12 protein-coding genes and 1 pseudogene are annotated in these 16,865 nt (G+C 56.6%); 6 read left to right on the plus strand and 7 right to left on the minus strand.

What is annotated here, in order from left to right:
* Nucleotides 1-6: 6 nt before the first annotated feature.
* From J7392_RS09120 to J7392_RS09150, 7 genes are all read right to left on the minus strand, one after another.
* Nucleotides 7-3,138 carry a type I restriction endonuclease subunit R gene (locus J7392_RS09120; protein ID WP_209217254.1) on the minus strand — a complete coding sequence of 1,044 codons (3,132 nt, stop codon included), beginning with the start codon at nt 3,136-3,138 and terminating at the stop codon, nt 7-9.
* Complete coding sequence (locus J7392_RS09125) at nt 3,138-4,349, minus strand: restriction endonuclease subunit S (RefSeq protein ID WP_209217255.1); 1,212 nt, start codon at nt 4,347-4,349, stop codon at nt 3,138-3,140. Before J7392_RS09125 ends, J7392_RS09120 begins: the two co-directional genes overlap by 1 nt.
* Nucleotides 4,346-5,872, minus strand: a complete 1,527-nt coding sequence (locus J7392_RS09130) for a class I SAM-dependent DNA methyltransferase (RefSeq protein WP_209217256.1) — start codon at nt 5,870-5,872, stop codon at nt 4,346-4,348. The genes J7392_RS09125 and J7392_RS09130 overlap by 4 nt, the downstream gene beginning before the upstream one ends.
* Nucleotides 5,865-6,038 carry a hypothetical protein gene (locus tag J7392_RS09135; RefSeq protein ID WP_209217257.1) on the minus strand — a complete coding sequence of 58 codons (174 nt, stop codon included), beginning with the start codon at nt 6,036-6,038 and terminating at the stop codon, nt 5,865-5,867. The genes J7392_RS09130 and J7392_RS09135 overlap by 8 nt, the downstream gene beginning before the upstream one ends.
* Before the next feature lie 82 nt (nt 6,039-6,120).
* Nucleotides 6,121-6,384, minus strand: a complete 264-nt coding sequence (locus tag J7392_RS09140; RefSeq protein ID WP_209217258.1) for a hypothetical protein — start codon at nt 6,382-6,384, stop codon at nt 6,121-6,123.
* Between the two features lie 746 nt (nt 6,385-7,130).
* Entirely contained in the window at nt 7,131-7,949 is an 819-nt protein-coding gene (locus J7392_RS09145; RefSeq protein WP_209217259.1) for a M55 family metallopeptidase, read from the minus strand.
* The gene (locus tag J7392_RS09150) at nt 7,946-8,887 is read right to left on the minus strand and encodes a LysR family transcriptional regulator (RefSeq protein ID WP_209217260.1); all 942 of its coding nucleotides are present in this window, start codon (nt 8,885-8,887) and stop codon (nt 7,946-7,948) included. Before J7392_RS09150 ends, J7392_RS09145 begins: the two co-directional genes overlap by 4 nt.
* Before the next feature lie 116 nt (nt 8,888-9,003).
* Between J7392_RS09150 and J7392_RS09155 the strand changes: the two genes are divergently transcribed.
* From J7392_RS09155 to J7392_RS24215, 6 genes and pseudogenes are all read left to right on the plus strand, one after another.
* The gene (locus J7392_RS09155; protein ID WP_209217261.1) at nt 9,004-10,881 is read left to right on the plus strand and encodes a dipeptide ABC transporter ATP-binding protein; all 1,878 of its coding nucleotides are present in this window, start codon (nt 9,004-9,006) and stop codon (nt 10,879-10,881) included.
* Nucleotides 10,882-10,926: 45 nt separating this feature from the next.
* Nucleotides 10,927-12,462: a glutathione ABC transporter substrate-binding protein gene (locus J7392_RS09160; protein ID WP_209217262.1), complete on the plus strand. Its 1,536-nt coding sequence runs from the start codon at nt 10,927-10,929 to the stop codon at nt 12,460-12,462.
* 62 nt (nt 12,463-12,524) lie between these two features.
* Nucleotides 12,525-13,445: an ABC transporter permease subunit gene (locus J7392_RS09165; protein ID WP_209217263.1), complete on the plus strand. Its 921-nt coding sequence runs from the start codon at nt 12,525-12,527 to the stop codon at nt 13,443-13,445.
* A gap of 9 nt (nt 13,446-13,454) precedes the next feature.
* Nucleotides 13,455-14,357, plus strand: coding sequence for an ABC transporter permease subunit (locus J7392_RS09170; protein WP_168612735.1), 903 nt, complete (start codon nt 13,455-13,457; stop codon nt 14,355-14,357).
* A 12-nt stretch (nt 14,358-14,369) separates the two neighbouring features.
* Nucleotides 14,370-15,407 (plus strand): P1 family peptidase, encoded by a 1,038-nt coding sequence (locus J7392_RS09175; RefSeq protein WP_209217264.1) that lies wholly within the window; start codon nt 14,370-14,372, stop codon nt 15,405-15,407.
* A gap of 52 nt (nt 15,408-15,459) precedes the next feature.
* Nucleotides 15,460-15,660, plus strand: a pseudogene (locus tag J7392_RS24215) (IS5/IS1182 family transposase); the annotation flags it as partial.
* Nucleotides 15,661-16,865: the final 1,205 nt, after the last annotated feature.

The raw sequence follows: 16,865 nt of genomic DNA on the forward strand, positions 1-16,865 counted from the left end.
CCTCGCTCACGCAAATTCCTTTGCCAACACTTCCGCCTGCTGCAGAACCTTCTTCACGGATTCTGCCTGCAGATCTGGCGGGAACCCGTGTTTCTTCAGGATCCTGCGGATCGTGACCCGCATCTTCGTCCTGACATTCTGCTTGCGCCACCAGTCCACCGATGACGTTGCCTGCACGGCGTTCACCAGTTCCTGGGCAATCACCCGCAATTCCTCATTGCCCATAAGGTCACGCGCACTCTCGTTTTGCGCCAGAGCATCGTAAAAGGCGACTTCCTCCGCGGTCAGACCGTCCTCTGGCTGCTCCTGGAGTTGTCGCGCCATATCGATCATTTCCTTGATGACCTGCACCGCGTCGATGCTGCGGTTGTGATACCGCGCCATGGCGTCCTGCAGGCGCTTGGAGAACGCCTCGTTCTGCGTCCTGTTGGTCCGGGTGCGGGAGCGGATCTCGCCATTCAGAAGCTTTTTCAGGGCTTCTACAGCCAGGTTCTTGTGCGGCGTATTCTGCAACCCCAGAAGGAAGTCTTCGGACAAGACGCTGATGTCCGGTTTGTCGATGCCAGCGGCTTCCAGGATGTCGATCACTTCCGTTGAGGCCACGGCCCGGTTCAGCAGTTGTGAGATCGCCATTTCGGCATCTTCTGCAGTTCGGGCCGTTCTGGTCGAAGCATCCATTTTGCGAATGGCGGACTGGATGGCGACGAAGAACCCGACCTCGTCCTTGGCAGCCGCAGCTTCATGGGTCCCTGCGGCAATACGGAAGGCTTTCACCAGCCCTGCGATGGCCTTCATGAACCGCTTCTTGGAGTCCTCGCGGTTCACGGCTTCCTTGCCGTCAACCTTCAAGGTGAGGGCATGCTCGATCGCAATCGGCAAGATCCTGATCCGGTCGGCCGCCGTCCCGTTCACCGCATCCATATAGGGAACGGCAAAGAACATCCCGCGCATGATGTCGAGCTGGGTATGCAGGGCGTGGACCGCCTCATCCTGGCTGACACCCGTCTGTTTCTGATCTGCATTCGAATAGTGCTTCAAGGCCTTCTTCAGATCCGCCGCCAAGCCGATGTAGTCCACAACAAGGCCGGCGGGTTTGGAGCCAAAGACCCTGTTGATCCGGGTGATGGCCTGCATGAGGCCATGGCCTTTCATCGGCTTGTCCACGTAAAGCGTATGCATACAGGGCGCATCAAAGCCGGTCAGCCACATGTCGCGCACGATCACGAGCTTCAACTCATCCGAAGGGTCGCGATAGCGGGTGCGCAGGGTTTCAAGGCGCGCTTTGGACCTGATGTGCGGCTGGAACTCTGCCGGATCCTGTGCGGCGCCGGTCATGACGACCTTGACAGTCCCCTTGGCATCTTCATCCGAATGCCAGTCAGGGCGGGCGGCCACGATACGTTCATAGACCTCGACACAAATCCGACGGGACATGCAGACGATCATCGCCTTGCCGCCATCCATGGCCTCGAGGCGTGCATCGAAATGCGTCAGGATATCCTGTACAACCGCATTCAGGCGGGGCTCGGCGCCGACGAGCTTTTCAAGCTGTGTCCATTTCGAAGACATCGCGCCGCGGCTCGCTTCGTCGAATTCGACACCGTCCGCCTCGGCCTCCTCAATGATCTCTTCGAACTCGGCATCGACAATCTCGCCGATGTCCTCCGCCAATTCGATCTTGGCGACGCGCCCTTCATAGTAAATCGGTACCGTTGCACCGTCCGATACCGCCTGGGCGATGTCATAGACGTCGATATAATCCCCGAAGACGGCCTGGGTGTCTGCCCCCACAAGGTCGATGGGTGTCCCCGTGAAGCCGACATAGACCGCATTCGGTAGAGCCGTTCTCAGGTGGTGGGCAAAGCCGTATTTGGTTTCACCGGTTTCCCTGTTCACCTTGGCGTCGAACCCATACTGAGACCGGTGGGCTTCATCGGCGAAGACAATGACATTGGAGCGATCGGTTAGCTCGCCGAAGTCGATCTCCCCTTTGGGAGGGCGGAATTTCTGGATGGTGGCAAAGATCATCCCGCCCACCTGGCGGTCGGCAAGCTTCTTGCGGAGATCGGGTACATCTTCGGCCTGAACCGGCGCTTCCCCGAAGAGGGCTGCACAGCGCGAGAAGGTCGCGAAGAGCTGGTTGTCGAGATCGTTCCGGTCCGTGATCACCACAAGGGTCGGGTTCTCGAGCCGGGGATCGCGCATCAGGCGGCCGGCAAGGAATGACATCAGAAGCGACTTTCCAGAGCCCTGGGTGTGCCACATGACTCCGCCGCGCCCATCTTCGCCGCGGGCGTCGAGAACGGCCTTCACGCCTTTTCTGACAGCGTGGAACTGATGGTAGCCGGCAATCTTCTTGATCGGGCCTTTGCCCTCGTCCTCGAATACCGTGCAGAACCTCATCATCTCGAGGATGACATCCTGGTTGAGCAGGCCCTCCATCAAGGTCTGAAGAGCAAGAGCCGTTCCATCCTCGACCAGCGTTTCGCCATCGATGGTGCGCCAGCGCATATAGCGATCGAAGTTGGCCGAAAGAGAGGCGTAGCGGGCGGTCACCCCCTCGGAGATGACGTTCAACGCATTGGTGCGGAACAGATCCGGCACCTGGGACTTGTAGGTCTCGATCTGGTTGAACGCGCCTTTCAGGCTGCCGGTTTCAGTCCCCTTTAGCTCAATCACGATGATCGGCAGACCATTCAGGAAGATGATCACGTCGGGCCGACGGGCGGATTTGCCGACGACCTCGAACTGATTGACCACCAGCCAGTCGTTGTCCTTGTTTTCCCAGTCGACGATACGCGCGATGTCGTTCTTCTGCTCTCCCCCTTCGAACCAGGATACGGGCACGCCTCCGACGATCACATCATGGATGCGGCGGTTTTCAGACAGAAGATCGCCTGCAAACTTGGTGTCGCGGATTTCGTTGATCGCCGTGCGGACAGCGTCGTCCGGTAGATGCGGGTTCAACCTGTGGATCGCGGCATCGAGGCGCCCGAGGATGAGAACATCATGGAAGCTTTCACGGACCGGATCGCCGGCTTCGGGTGAAAGGGCCGAGCCATGAAGATAGGTGAAGCCGAGGCCCTGGAGTTCGCCCAAGGCCCATTGTTCCAGATCGTCTTCGGATGCAAAGGCCATCAGGCAACCTCCTCGATCTGTTCACGGGCGTCGCCGACGCGGAGTTCTCCGGACATGAGTTTGGGCAGGAGGCTATCGCGGAGGGCGGAAAGGGTTTGATCTTGCTCTTTCAAAAGATCCATTTTCGTTCGAATGCTTCCAACTGATGCATCGAACTGCGCAATGATTTCAGTGGAAGGGAATGGAACTTCTAGTCGATATGCGTTCTCTCGATTCAACCCAGGCACTGCCGCGTCGGTGTTCATTTCAGAAAGGGGTAGTGTTTCCAAGACATGCAGCACGTAGACCAAAGGTAAGTCGGTTGTGACATAGTACGTGGTGTCGATAGGCCAGCATCCATTAGGTTCCCAAAAAATGTTTCCTACAGTACCTTTTCGACCGACAATAATCGTTGGCTGAGTGACAAGCGCTTTCTCATGAGTACTATCGCTTCCGCCCGATCCATATACGCTGAACGGGCCTGCAACTCGGATGGCTTTTTTTAACGCCTTTCCATAATTAAGGGTTAGGAGATTACCTAAGCGGTTCTGTCTCCACCCCTCCGGCAGCCCATCCTCCCCAAAGCGATCAGGGAAGAGTGCCGCGGTGGCCTCGTCCAAGAAGGCGGGCTGGCGGCCTTCCATTTTGGCATGCACAGGATCGAAATCGATAAACCAGGACCGATATAGGCTGCGCGCCATCTCTTCGAGGGTGGCCGACATGCGGCGGTTCAACTCGATCTTATCGTCAAGGGCGCCGAGGAGACTTGCAATCTCATCCTGAACTTGGCGTTTCGGGAGTTGGGGTAGCGACAGCTCCCTGATATCTTTCATGTTTAGGTGATGAACGGTAGAGCCGGAAGACCGCACCTGAATTTCGTGTTGGATTGAGGGCGAGATCAACAAGTAATGTAGGTATCGAGCTGATACTTTGTCGTGATCTGGTGAGATCAAAACGGTTCTCTGACCGAGAACAGGGAAAACCCCTTCTGGAATGAAACCCACTTCTCCAACGGGGGCCTCTCGTGCAAGGATGAGATCACCGGGCATCGGGCGGCGGCGCTTTGTCCAGGCATCGTAGGTCGGGTCTGAAACGCGGTTGGCATTGTCAAAGTCAATCCGCCCATTCTTGATGTCGGTCGTACGAATAGAAGGATGGCCAACTTCCTCCTTGGGGGCTGTCTTGTGCTCACAATCGACAATTGCGGCGCAGAGGCTGTCCAGCGTAGTCATACCAAGCTCCCCAGCTTCGCCTCGATCTCGGCCTCCAGCCGCCGTCCCTCAGCAAACTGCTCCCGTAGATCCCCCGTCAGGCGCTCGAACTTCTCCTCGAAAGGCTCGCCGTCATCTTCAATCGCCCCCGCGCCGACATACCGGCCCGGCGTCATGACGAAGTTGTGCTTGCGGATCTCATCCATCTCGGCCGATGCACAGAACCCCGGTTCTTCCACATACATGCCGGCCGATTTTTCCCCACGCCACGCATGGTAGGTATCGGCGATCTTCTTGATCTCGTCGTCCGACAGCTCCTTTTGCTTGCGCGATCCCGGCACCAGGGCGCCCATCTTGCGGGCGTCGATAAAGAGCACCTCACCACGGCGATCGCGCAGCTTCTCGCCATTAGCCGTTCCGTTCGACTTGTCTTTGGCAAGGATCCAGATACAGGCCGGGATCTGCGTCCCGAAGAACAACTGCCCCGGAAGCGCCACCACGGCATCCACCGCGTCGCCCTGCACCATGGCCTGACGGATGTCACCTTCGCCCGACTGCATGGACGACATGGAGCCATTCGCCATGACCACACCGCCAATGCCGTTTGCTGACAGGTGATGATGGATATGCTGCATCCATGCAAAGTTTGCATTACTAACGGGTGGAGCGCCGTAAAACCACCGATGATCTTCGCGCAGCATCTCACCGTTCCAGTCCGAGATGTTGAACGGCGGGTTCGCCAGGATGAAGTCGAACCGGTCATCGGGGAAGGCGTTCTTCAGGAGGGTGCCTTCGGGGTTCCAGCGGATATCACCAAAGATCCCGCGAATGGCGAGGTTCATGCGCGCCAGACGGAAGGTGGCGGGGTTACGTTCCTGCCCATAGACCGCGATGTCATCCACACGTCCCTGATGGGCAGAGATGAACTTTTCCGATTGGACGAAGAAGCCGCCGGAGCCACAGCACGGATCATAGACGCGACCATGGGTCGGCTCCATCATTTCCACCATGACTGAGACGATCGAGCGTGGGGTGTAGAACTCGCCGCCGCGCTTGCCCTCGGATGTCGCGAACTCGCCGATGAAGTATTCGTAGATCCGCCCGATCAGGTCGAAGTCCGATCGGGTGCCGTGAAGCTGCAGGTTGGTGAACATCTCGATCAGGCCGGTAACGATGGACCGGTCAAGATCGGCTTTGCCGTAGACCTTGGGAAGGGCATCCTTCAGCGTGGGGTTCGACTTCTCGATTTCGCGCATGGCGTCATCTACCTGCACGCCGATGTCATTTGCCTTGGCGTTGGCCGCAAGGCGGGACCAACGGGCCTTTTCCGGCACCCAGAACACGTTCTCGGCGGCGTACTCCTCGTGATCCTCGAGGTCGATGTATTCGTCCTTGGAAAACTCTTCGCGCTTGGCCTCGAAGGCCGCAGAGACATACCGCAGGAAGATCAGGCCCAGGGCCACATGCTTGTATTCACCGGGGTCCATGGCGCCGCGCATTTTGTCAGCTGCGGCAAAAAGGGTCTTTTCAATCGTGTCAGCCATTTTTCTCTATCGGTCTTTCATACTTTATTATTTTCGCCTGGCTCAAATCCACAATCCGGCCTTCAACTTCAATGTAGGGGGCTACCCCAATAGATTGAAATGGTTTTCTGTCGAATACCTGTGGATACTGCGCCTCTTGTTCAGCCGTCAGTTCGCAGGAGGTCATGCGGCCATCCGCGGCTGCGCACCTCTTTCAGTTTCATCTCATCGATCTCATCGAAGATCGCTTGCCGCTCTGCAAAACTCTCCTAAATGGACCGCACGGTCTCTTCATCCCGCAGGGGGATCGCAAACCCTTTGAGGTCTTTCATCGCAAGGGTCTGGATGGCAGCGCCGCCGGTGATCGACTTGATGTATTCCTGGACGGTGTCGTTCGAGAGGTACTCGTAGAGTGCCAGGCTGCTCATGTTCACGCGCTTCTTCGGGCGCAGGATCATCAGAGACTGACCGGCCGTCCAGATCGTGTCCTCCCCATTCACGCGGAACATCATCAGCCACCAGTCCCACGACACCGATGGTGCCTTTGATTAAGCTCAACGAACAAGCAGATCGCCACTAGGAGTTGTCTTCTAGCTACGGCTGCATATTCGGCACTTTAAACTCTGAAGTAGTGAAGATTAATCGATTTTGGGGAACTGCGCTGCTGCAACCTAGGTTCCTGGTAAAAGGCAAGAATGGTTAAAATTTCCAGTGCGCGCCGAGGCGCGATTGCGCTAAATGCTACGGCTGCATAGGGAGGCAAGGTTTTATTCCTGACATTCGACACGAGTTCCATCAAGGTCAGCGATGGACCGTTTCCGTTTGTGGCGTCAGCCCTTGGCTGCCGCACAGGGGCGGTGAGCTCAACGCCCTTGAGTTTACACCTGCCGTTCAATGTCATGCAGGAAGGTCTTAGTTGTGAAGTCGCCAATTTCTTTGATGCATCGCTGTAAGTTGCTGGCCCGGCTTGGACATTTTTATAAACAGCTTCACAGGGCGATCGATGCTGGCGACAATGAAATCGAGCAATGCCATCCGATACATCACATTCGGCGGGTTCGGCCCAATGATGTCATTGGTGGGCAGGAACCCATGCCGGAGCGCGGCTCGCCATTCCGGACATCGGTAGCCACTGTATATTCGGATAACAAGCCTTGGCGCGGGCCAGACGGGAGGACGAACGCTGGTCCTATTTTGAAGCTAGCGGATTCACCTTAGATACAAGGTGAGATGCCCTATGAGATCACTTTATAAGAATTTAGCCTAAACATTGTTGTTTTTATAACGCCGAAGCCATCAAGGCGAGCGCGGAAAGTGTGCCGATCGCTTCAGTATGATTGACCGCTGTGAATCGAATATGATTTGCGGACAAGCGCTCAATCTGTGGAAGAAGCGCGGCAGCGTCGGCATAAAGCTGGCGCATCATTCGGACTTCTACAGTCAATGGTGGCGTGCAGGGTTGTGATAAATTAGTGTCGTCAGCAGTCTGTACCGCTTTGGTGACCGCTTCTTGAATACGCTTCCGCGACACGGCGGGAGAAAGGCTCTTACTGGCGTGCGCGCCGAGTGCCGTCTTCGTCGTGATTTGAATGGCATGGGGAAATTGATGCGCGATCTCTTTGCATAGGTGGTCGTCGCCACTTGCCGCAAGCAGCGGGACGCCAATCTCGGTGGCGTAACCGGCAAAGAGGGTTGGCTCGCCGACAACCTCTCCGTTCATGCGGATTTCGGCAAAGGCCAGCCCAGAGATCGTATGGGCAAGCACGCCAAACTCTCCTGCCGCGCCGTGATATCCGATGAGCACGACGCCGCTGTAGGCTTCTGTAAGCCCCTGGATCATCGAAAGCGGTCGAGGTTTGCCTGAAACCAACTCGGCCCGATAATCAAGCTCCTCGGCGATCATATTGCGCATTGGACCGTGCGAGTCCGCCACAGTGACCGATGTCGCACCGCCGTCAAAAGCACCTGCAATTGCAGCGTTTGCCTCTTGTGTCATCAGCCGCCGCGCTACTTCGTATTCAGGATTGCCGCGCTGGCCTTGCAGTTGTTCGCTCACGCCTGCGATCCCTTCGATATCGACCGAGATGAAGATTTTCATGCTTTTTCTCCCTTGAGGGTGTTGTTTTCTTCGATGGGGGTGGTGGCCCGCCATATCTTGCGAACCGCAGCGCCTCTGCTGCCGCGCAAACGATAGAGCCGCACTTCGAGCGTAGTCGCCCAATCCTCACCGCCGACCCGGACCAACTGCCCCTGGTCAAGCGCATCCCGCGCGCAGCTTTCGGGGAGCAGAGCAAGGGCACCGTGGGACAAGGCCATACGCTTGAGCACTTCGGAGGTGGGGCTTTGGCCCAACCGTTCAAGTGCGAGCCCGGTTTCCAGGTGGCGGTTCAGAAGCAATGCTTCAATATCAGCGAAATATCCATCGCTTGAGTAGCCCATATAGGGCAGGGGTGGATGCTCGGGGCCAGCTTTGCTCGGATCAAAAAGCGGCGCCCCCGCGGCATCGACCGGGGACGTCATAATCAGCAAGTCATGCGCCAAAACGCGTGAGTCGAAGCGCGATTGCTCAAACAGTAGCGGCGCATCGGCATGGGCGTATTGCATCACAAGATCCACCATGCCGTCGGCGAGTTGCTGCACCATATCGTGGAAGTTCTGCGTAGAAATATGAGTGGTCAAATGCCCCGTTTGCGGCTCAAGGCTTTTGAGCCATTCGGGTATGAAATTGAGGTTCAGCGTGGTTGCCGCCGCGATGCGCAAGTCGGGACGAGAGTGATGAACCTGCTGTAAGAACTCGGCGCGGTCCGTATGGAGGGAAGATAGGACCAGTTCCGCTGTCTCGCGGAAGGCTCGACCTTGTTCCGTCAGGGTGACCGGATAGGTGCGGCGGTCAAACAGCGGCACGCCAAGCCATGTTTCAAGCGCCCGTATCCGACGGCTGAAGGCAGGTTGCGTGACGTTGCGCTCGTCAGACGCTCTGGAGAAGTTCCGGGCTCGGGCTAGAACCAGATAGTCCTCGATCCATTTGATATCCATATCAGTACCTCTCCACGAATGCTGCCATCCCACAAGGGTAGAACTATGCCGAATATGCATAGTCAATGCCGTTTTGGCGTTGGTCTCTGCTCGGATCGGCGGTTTCTATTGCGTCAATGCACAAGCGCCGTGGGAGAACATGTCTTATGCAATCGAACCGACTGCTCGAAATCGCGGACCTTGATGTCCGTTTTGGCAAGCCCGGTTCAGAGATGCGCGCTGTAAAAAAGCTGAACCTGCACGTCAATAAAGGCGAGACTGTCGCGATTGTCGGAGAATCCGGCTCAGGCAAATCAGTCAGCGCTCTGTCGGTTATGCGACTGGTCGAATTTGGCGGTGGGCGGATTGTGGGCGGAGATATCTCCTTTCGCAAACGCGACGACAGCGTGATTGATATCGGCAATCTTGATATGGAGAGCGCGCGTTTGATGCGCGGCGATGATATCGCGATGATTTTCCAAGAGCCCATGACCTCGCTCAACCCCGTCTTTACCATTGGGGATCAGATCGTCGAAGCTGTGGTAACCCACCAAAATAAAAGCCGGAGCGAGGCCCGTGCCATCGCGCTTGAGACCCTTAACAAGGTGCGCATTCCGGACGCCGCACAGGTAATGAAGCGCCATCCGCATCAGCTTTCAGGCGGGATGCGGCAACGTGTGATGATTGCGATGGCCCTGTCCTGCCGCCCGCAATTGCTGATCGCGGATGAGCCTACCACCGCGCTGGACGTTACGATACAGGCGCAAATCTTGCGACTGATCCGCGAATTGCAGGACGAAGAGAACATGTCAGTTCTTTTCATCACCCATGACATGGGCGTGGTGGCCGAGATCGCTGATCGCGTTATCGTCATGTATCGCGGCGAAAAGGTAGAAGAGGGCGACGTCGAGACCATCTTCAACGCCCCGCAGCACCCATATACCCAAGCCTTGCTCAAAGCCGTGCCGCGGCTGGGGTCGATGCGCGGCACCGATACACCGCAGCCCTTTGCTATTCCGGGTCAGGATGAAACAAAAATCGAACTGACCCCGACCACCGCAATTGACTACAGCGCGCCGCCGCTGTTGTCGGTGCGCGGGTTGACCACTCGTTTCGATATCGGTGAAGGTCTGTTTGGTCGGGTTAAAAAGCGGGTCCACGCGGTAGAGAAGCTTGATTTAGATATTTGGCCAGGAGAAACGCTCGGACTGGTCGGTGAATCCGGTTGTGGGAAATCGACCACGGGGCGGTCGATCTTGCAACTGGTCGAGGCGTCGTCGACCCGGCTGACCTTTGCCGGCGAAGACCTCACGCAGCTTTCGACCTCTGAATTGCAAAGATTGCGCCGGGAGGTGCAGTTTATCTTTCAGGATCCCTACGCCTCGCTTAACCCGAGACTGACGGTGGGCTACTCCATCGCGGAGCCAATGTTGCTGCATGGCCTTGAGACCAAGCAAAACGCTTTTGATAAGGCGGTGTGGCTGCTTGAAGAGGTAGGGCTGAGCGCAGATCATGCCAGCCGCTATCCGCATGCTTTCTCAGGGGGACAGCGTCAGCGTATCGCCATTGCCCGCGCTTTGGGCACTGATCCTAAACTCATTATCGCGGATGAAGCGGTTTCGGCGCTTGATGTTTCGGTACAGGCGCAGGTGATCAACCTGATGATGGATCTGCAGAAACGCTTTGGTCTGGCCTATCTCTTCATCAGCCATGACATGGCGGTGGTCGAACGCATTAGCCAGCGTGTCGCTGTGATGTACCTGGGGCAAATCGTCGAAAGTGGACCCCGGCGCGCGGTTTTTGAGAACCCTCAGCACGCCTATACGCAGCGGCTCATGGCCGCAGCGCCCGTGCCGGATCCTTCGATCCGGCAGCGCAGCCGACCGCTTATCACCGGCGAAGTGCCCAGTCCGGTGCGGCCTATCGGCCAACCGCCTGCCATTCACGAGATGATGGAGGTAGCCCCCGGTCATCTGGTCGCACGCGATCCTGCGGCCGACACAGAAGCCGCCTAATTCATAAAAACCGACCGACCTGCCAACAACGAGAGGATTTCCGACATGACATCGTTTTTCAAACGCACCGCGCTGAGTGCCATGCTGCTGGCCAGTTCCGCACTTGGCACGTCGCTGGCGGCGGCGGACCTAAACATCGCGATGGATCAGATTTTCCAACGCATGGACCCGCATAACTCCAACTATAACGTCGACTATTCAGTCGCCAGTGGCGTGTTGGAGCGCCTAATAACCTTTGACAAGAATATGAAACTGGTCCCGCAGCTTGCCACCGAATGGGAAGGCAGCGCAGACGCGAAAACCTTTACCTTCAAGCTGCGCGAAGGGGTAAAATTTCATGATGGCACGCCGTTCAACGCATCAGCCGTCAAAGCCAACTTTGACCGGCTTGCAGATCAGTCGCAGAACCTTGCCAAAAACAGCCTTTTCAAAGTGGTCGACACCGTCGAGACGCCCGATGACTACACTGTTGTGCTGAACCTCAAAGAGCCTTTCGGCGCGATGATCAACACAGTCGCCCACCCGTCGGTCGTGATCCACAGCCCCAAAGCTCTCGAAGAACTGGGCAAAGACGTGGATCGCAATCCGGTCGGCACCGGCCCCTTTATCTTTAAGGAATGGGTTCCCGGCGAGAGGGTGGTCGTGGAAAAGAACGACGAGTACTGGGACAGCGATTGGCCCAAAGTGGACAAAGTCACGTTCTACCCGGTCACTGAAAGCGCGACGCGCGTTTCCATGATGCTTTCGGATGAGATTCAGTTCATCCATGTGCTGCCTGCCGAACTAGCCGAGCGTGTGAACAGTGCTGATAGCCATGAGGTTCTTGAAGTGCCGGGTATCACAGTCTGGACAGCCTCGATGAACACCAAAAAAGAGCACTTCCAAGACGTGCGCGTGCGCAAGGCCTTTAACCTTGCCATTGATCAGCAAGCCTTTGTCGATGTGGTCTACTCGGGCCATGGCATCGTGCCTGACAGCCCCATCGCGCCCGACACTCGGTTTTATGAGGCCCAGACACCGCTCGAAACCGATCTCGATCAGGCGCGCGCCCTGATGAAAGAGGCCGGCTATGAAGACGGTTTCGAGATCGAAATTTGGGGCATTAACAACTCCACTGGCGTGCGGATGCTTCAGTTCCTTCAGCAGCAGTTGTCGCAGATCAACGTGAAGGTGAAGATCGTGCCGATGGAAGGCGCTACTCGGTCAGAGAAGGTCTTTTCTTCCATGGATCCCGAGACCGCGACCTTTGATATGTTGATGGGCGGTTGGTCCCCCTCGACCGGGGATGCGGATTGGCATCTCCGTCCGGTCTACGCGACCGAAGGGTGGATTCCCAAAATCTATAACATGGCGTTCTATTCGAATGAGACTGTCGACAAATCCATTCAGGACGCGCTGAATACGGGCGATGCTGAAGCGCGTGGAGACGCCTATGCCATAGCGCAAAAGCAGATCTGGGAAGATTCCCCTGTCGTTTGGCTAGCCATTGAGAACAAGATGGCCGGGCGCAAGAAAGGTTTGACCGGCGTCTTCCAGATGCCTGATGGCACCATGCAATATGCCAAAGCCGCCTACGAATAAGACCTGATACCCGAAACCGGCCCGGCGCTGCATGCGCCGGTCCAGAACTACGAGTCCGTCACATGCTAAACTACTTTCTCCGCAGGCTCGCCGCGATGGTGCCGGTGCTCTTCCTGATCTCGATCTTCGTCTTCCTTTTCGTACATGCGCTGCCCGGGGATCCGGCGCGTTTGCTGGCCGGTGAAACGGCAACGCAGGCTGAGGTGGAATCCATCCGCCGGGCGCTGAACCTCGATGCGCCGCTCTGGACGCAATACGTTAACTTCATTGGCAACCTTGTCACACTGGACCTTGGTACGTCACTCCGCACCGGTGAGCCGGTCTCGCAGATGATCGGACGCGCCTTTATGCCGACTTTCTGGCTATCGGTTTCCGCGCTGACATGGTCGGTGCTCTTTGGCCTGATTGCCGGGGTGATCTCAGCGGTGCGCCGGGGCAGCGCGGGTGACCATGTAGGGATGTTCGCCGCTGTGTCGGGGATCTCCATGCCGAACTTCTGGCTCGGTCTGCTGTTGATGCAGCTGTTCTCGGTCAATCTGGGATGGCTGGGGACCAGCGGTTTTGATGAGCCATCCGACCTCATTCTGCCGTCGCTTACCTTGGGGGCAGGTGTGGCAGCCGTCATGGCTCGCTTTACACGCTCTGCCGTGATCGACGTCGCGCGGGAGGATTTTATTCGAACCGCCCGCGCCAAGGGGCTAAAAGAGCGTATCGTCGTATGGAAGCATGCTCTGCGCAATGCTTTGATCCCCGTCGTGACCATGGCAGGGTTGCAATTCGGCTTTTTGCTCGGCGGCTCCATCGTGGTGGAAAAAGTGTTCCGCTGGCCGGGGCTCGGCTCGCTGCTGCTGGATGCAATCAACTTTCGTGACTACGCGGTCGTGCAATCCGAGATCATGCTGTTTTCGCTGCAATTCCTCTTAATCAATCTGGCGGTGGACATGCTGTACGGCTTCATCAACCCCGCTATTCGCTACAAATAGGAGCGCGCCATGACTGATATTGCAGACCCGATGAGCGGGCCGCCGGCCCGTGCCGAAAAGACCGCGCGCTCACCACTCGTTGAATTCCGTCGCCGTTTCTCGACCCGCTATGGCGCGATGATTGCCGGGGGTTTCCTGTTGCTAATGCTGCTCGGCGGTGTGCTGGCGCCGTGGATCCTGCCCTTCGGGCCAGACCAGTTTGACTATAAGAATACGCTTGAAGGCCCGTCGCTGCTGCATTGGGCTGGAACTGATGAATTCGGACGCGATATCTTTGCGCGGATTTTGAATGGGGCGAAACTGTCGATGTACATCGGCTTTGTTTCGGTGACCATCGGGGCGGTGATTGGCATCGTCGCCGGCCTTTTTGCGGGGTACTACGGCGGGTGGCTCGATTCCGTGGTTATGCGGATTTCCGATGTTCTATTCGCTTTCCCCGGTATCCTGCTAGCGATTGGAATCGTGGCCATTCTGGGTGCGGGGCTGACCAACGTCATCATCGCTGTGGCGGTGTTTAGTGTGCCTGCTTTCGCGCGGATCGTGCGCTCAGGTACCCTCAGCTTAAAGGAATCGACCTATGTCGAAGCGGCGCGTGCGGCGGGTGCATCGAATTGGATCATCATGTTCAGACATATTCTACCGGGCGTGCTCGGCGCGGTTATCGTCTATTTTACCATGCGGATTGGCACATCTATTCTGACTGCCACCAGCCTGTCCTTCATCGGCCTGGGTGTGGAGCCTTCGATTGCCGAGTGGGGTGCCATGCTTGCAACCGGGCGGGAATATATGCTTGCCGGTGAATGGCATCTGACCTTCTTCCCCGGGCTGGCAATCTTCCTCACCGTCCTGTGTTTTAACATCCTTGGGGATGGCCTGCGCGATGCGTTGGACCCCAAACTTGATGACAGCTAAGCGGAGCAGATCATGCGACATTCATTTGATTGCGCAACGTGGTGGACTCTGCCCACGGGCGCGGACAACACGATTTGCGACGTTCCCGGCGTTCAAGTTGGAAATACCGATGTGCGGGGGGAGGGCCGATGTACCGGCGTGACTGCGGTCATGCCGCATGGGGGGGATATGTTCCGGCAACCTGTTACGGCGGGGCTATCGGTTATCAATGGTTTTGGCAAAAGTGTTGGTTTGGTACAACTGGCTGAACTGGGTGAGATCGAAACGCCGATCCTGTTGACCAATACTTTTGGTGTCGGCCCCTGTAGCACAGCGCTCATCCGGCGGGCCGTCGCATCGAATCCCGAGATTGGGCGCAGCTTATGCACGGTTAACCCGCTGTCGTTGGAGTGCAACGATGGCAAGGTTAACGACATTCAGGCGCTGGCCATAGGTGAGGCGCAGGCAGAGGCCGCACTGAACGCCTGTGGAACCCGCTTTGCGCAGGGCACTGTGGGCGCGGGCAGCGGGATGAAAACGTTTGGCTATGCCGGCGGTCTGGGTTCGGCATCGCGGCAAGTAAGGCTTGCAAGCGGCGCCGGGTTCTCCCTTGGCGCGCTGGTCCTGTCAAACTTCGGCCAGCAATCCGCGCTGCGGGTTTTGGGGCGTCAGTTGCCGCCCCTGGCCGAGCAGTGCAATGACGATCCCGACCGTGGGTCAATCATCATTGTTCTTGCGACTGACGCCCCGATGGGGTCGCGCCAATTGACGCGGATGGCCCGTCGAAGCTCCGCAGCGCTTGGCCGTTTGGGCAGCCACATTGGCCATCAAAGCGGCGACATCGCTCTCGCGTTCACAACCGCAAACAGCGTTAGCCGAGACAGCGCTGATATCCATGACGCAAAACGATTGGATGAACGCTGTATGGACGCGTTTTTCGTCGCCACGGTGGAAGCAGTCGAGGAGGCAATTTTGAATGCGCTATGGCATGGGGTGCCTCAACAAGGCTATGATGGTACAATGCTACCTTCTTTTCGGGATCATGCATGTCTGAGCTGTGAGCTTCGATAGAGAGCTCTATGAGCGAGTAGTTTCACCGCTTCGCATCGGCTGTGAACGGCATAGCGCGTTTGGAACCATTTGATTATCTGCACCTCAAGAAGGCTGGCTGTTTGATCTTGAGATCGCGCCCCACATCGCTGTGTTCGACAAGTTCGGGAGCAACAACGTAACCAATACGCCGACTGACTTCGAGTGGGATGCCGAGAACGAACAATACATCTGCCCTGAAGGTCACACCCTGAAGCAGTATTGCCGTAACTACTAAGACCTGAACCGTGGGGGCCGATTTGACGCTCAATAGGAGGTGTTCTTGGAGTAATTACCGGTCTCTTATTGTTACGCTAGATGCGATCGGAAAAGAGCTCTCCCGGCAGGCGAAAGTCCCTGTTCGTCTAATTGACGCACGCAGCTTCATCTGGGTGCTGGGTTCCTGGGAGCGGCCGGATGAGCATGGTGCGATTTCGCACCAGGGTGGGACACTTCACACTGCCGGGAAGGAGGAGGCTCTTCGCAGAATGGTCTTTACGATCAAGGATACCATCAGGCGCTCCAATGGACAGCTGGTAAACCGTCGGATCAAAGACAGTTCACGGACATGACGGACCAGGAACTTGTGCATCATATTATCGAGCTTCTTGATGAGAGCAGGAACTGCAAGTTAACGGGTTGCACAATGCTCTATGACGGAGAAGAGAGAACTCCCTTTCACAAGAATTTCCTAGTATCGCCTGACCGGATCAACTCCGACCTAGGGTATGTCCGCGGGAACATCCAGCTCGTTTGCCAATTCGCCAACTTTTTTAAGGGTGGTCGCTACAGCGATGCTGTCTTCCAGCAACTTCTCGAGCACATCAGGCGGGCCGCGCCAACGGACTGATCTTCGTCGTAGGCCTGTGCTGTCGGTGCTGACTGTCACAGCTGAAGATGACAAGCATGTCGGTGAAGGCCGATGCGGCCACAAGGGCGGGTCTGCTCAAGGTATTTCACGACGCCATCGAACATAGCTCACAAGGAAAGAATACGCATTTCCAGTGGGGAGGGTCTTCTACAAGTTCAAGATTCTGCGCAAAAGATATTTTCAGAAACTTTAGCTTCTTTTGGCACGTGGTCAGGTGCCCATCGCACTTCGTAACAAGCTTCCCTATCAGAAACGGATTGGCGAATCTGCCCTGATAGGGAAAATTATGTCTGACCTCGACAAGGGGTTGCAAGAGTGCTTGTGCATTATTCCAAAATGTGTTGCTCATAGGCAACGCCTCGCGGCGCTCTGTGCTTTCCGCCCTTAAGAAACCTTGTGGAGGAGTGGGTGTGGTTCCTATGTTTGGGCCATGACACAAAACAGCATTCATATCTCGCTTCAGCTTATACGGTTCATATGACGTGAACCCACCCAACCACACTTTAGGCGGTTGGAACCGAGACTTGAGAATGAAGAGCGTAACAATGGCTGTCGAATCCACAACAAAA

The organism is Sulfitobacter sp. R18_1, assembly GCF_017743915.1.
GTDB classification, from domain to species: domain Bacteria; phylum Pseudomonadota; class Alphaproteobacteria; order Rhodobacterales; family Rhodobacteraceae; genus Sulfitobacter; species Sulfitobacter faviae.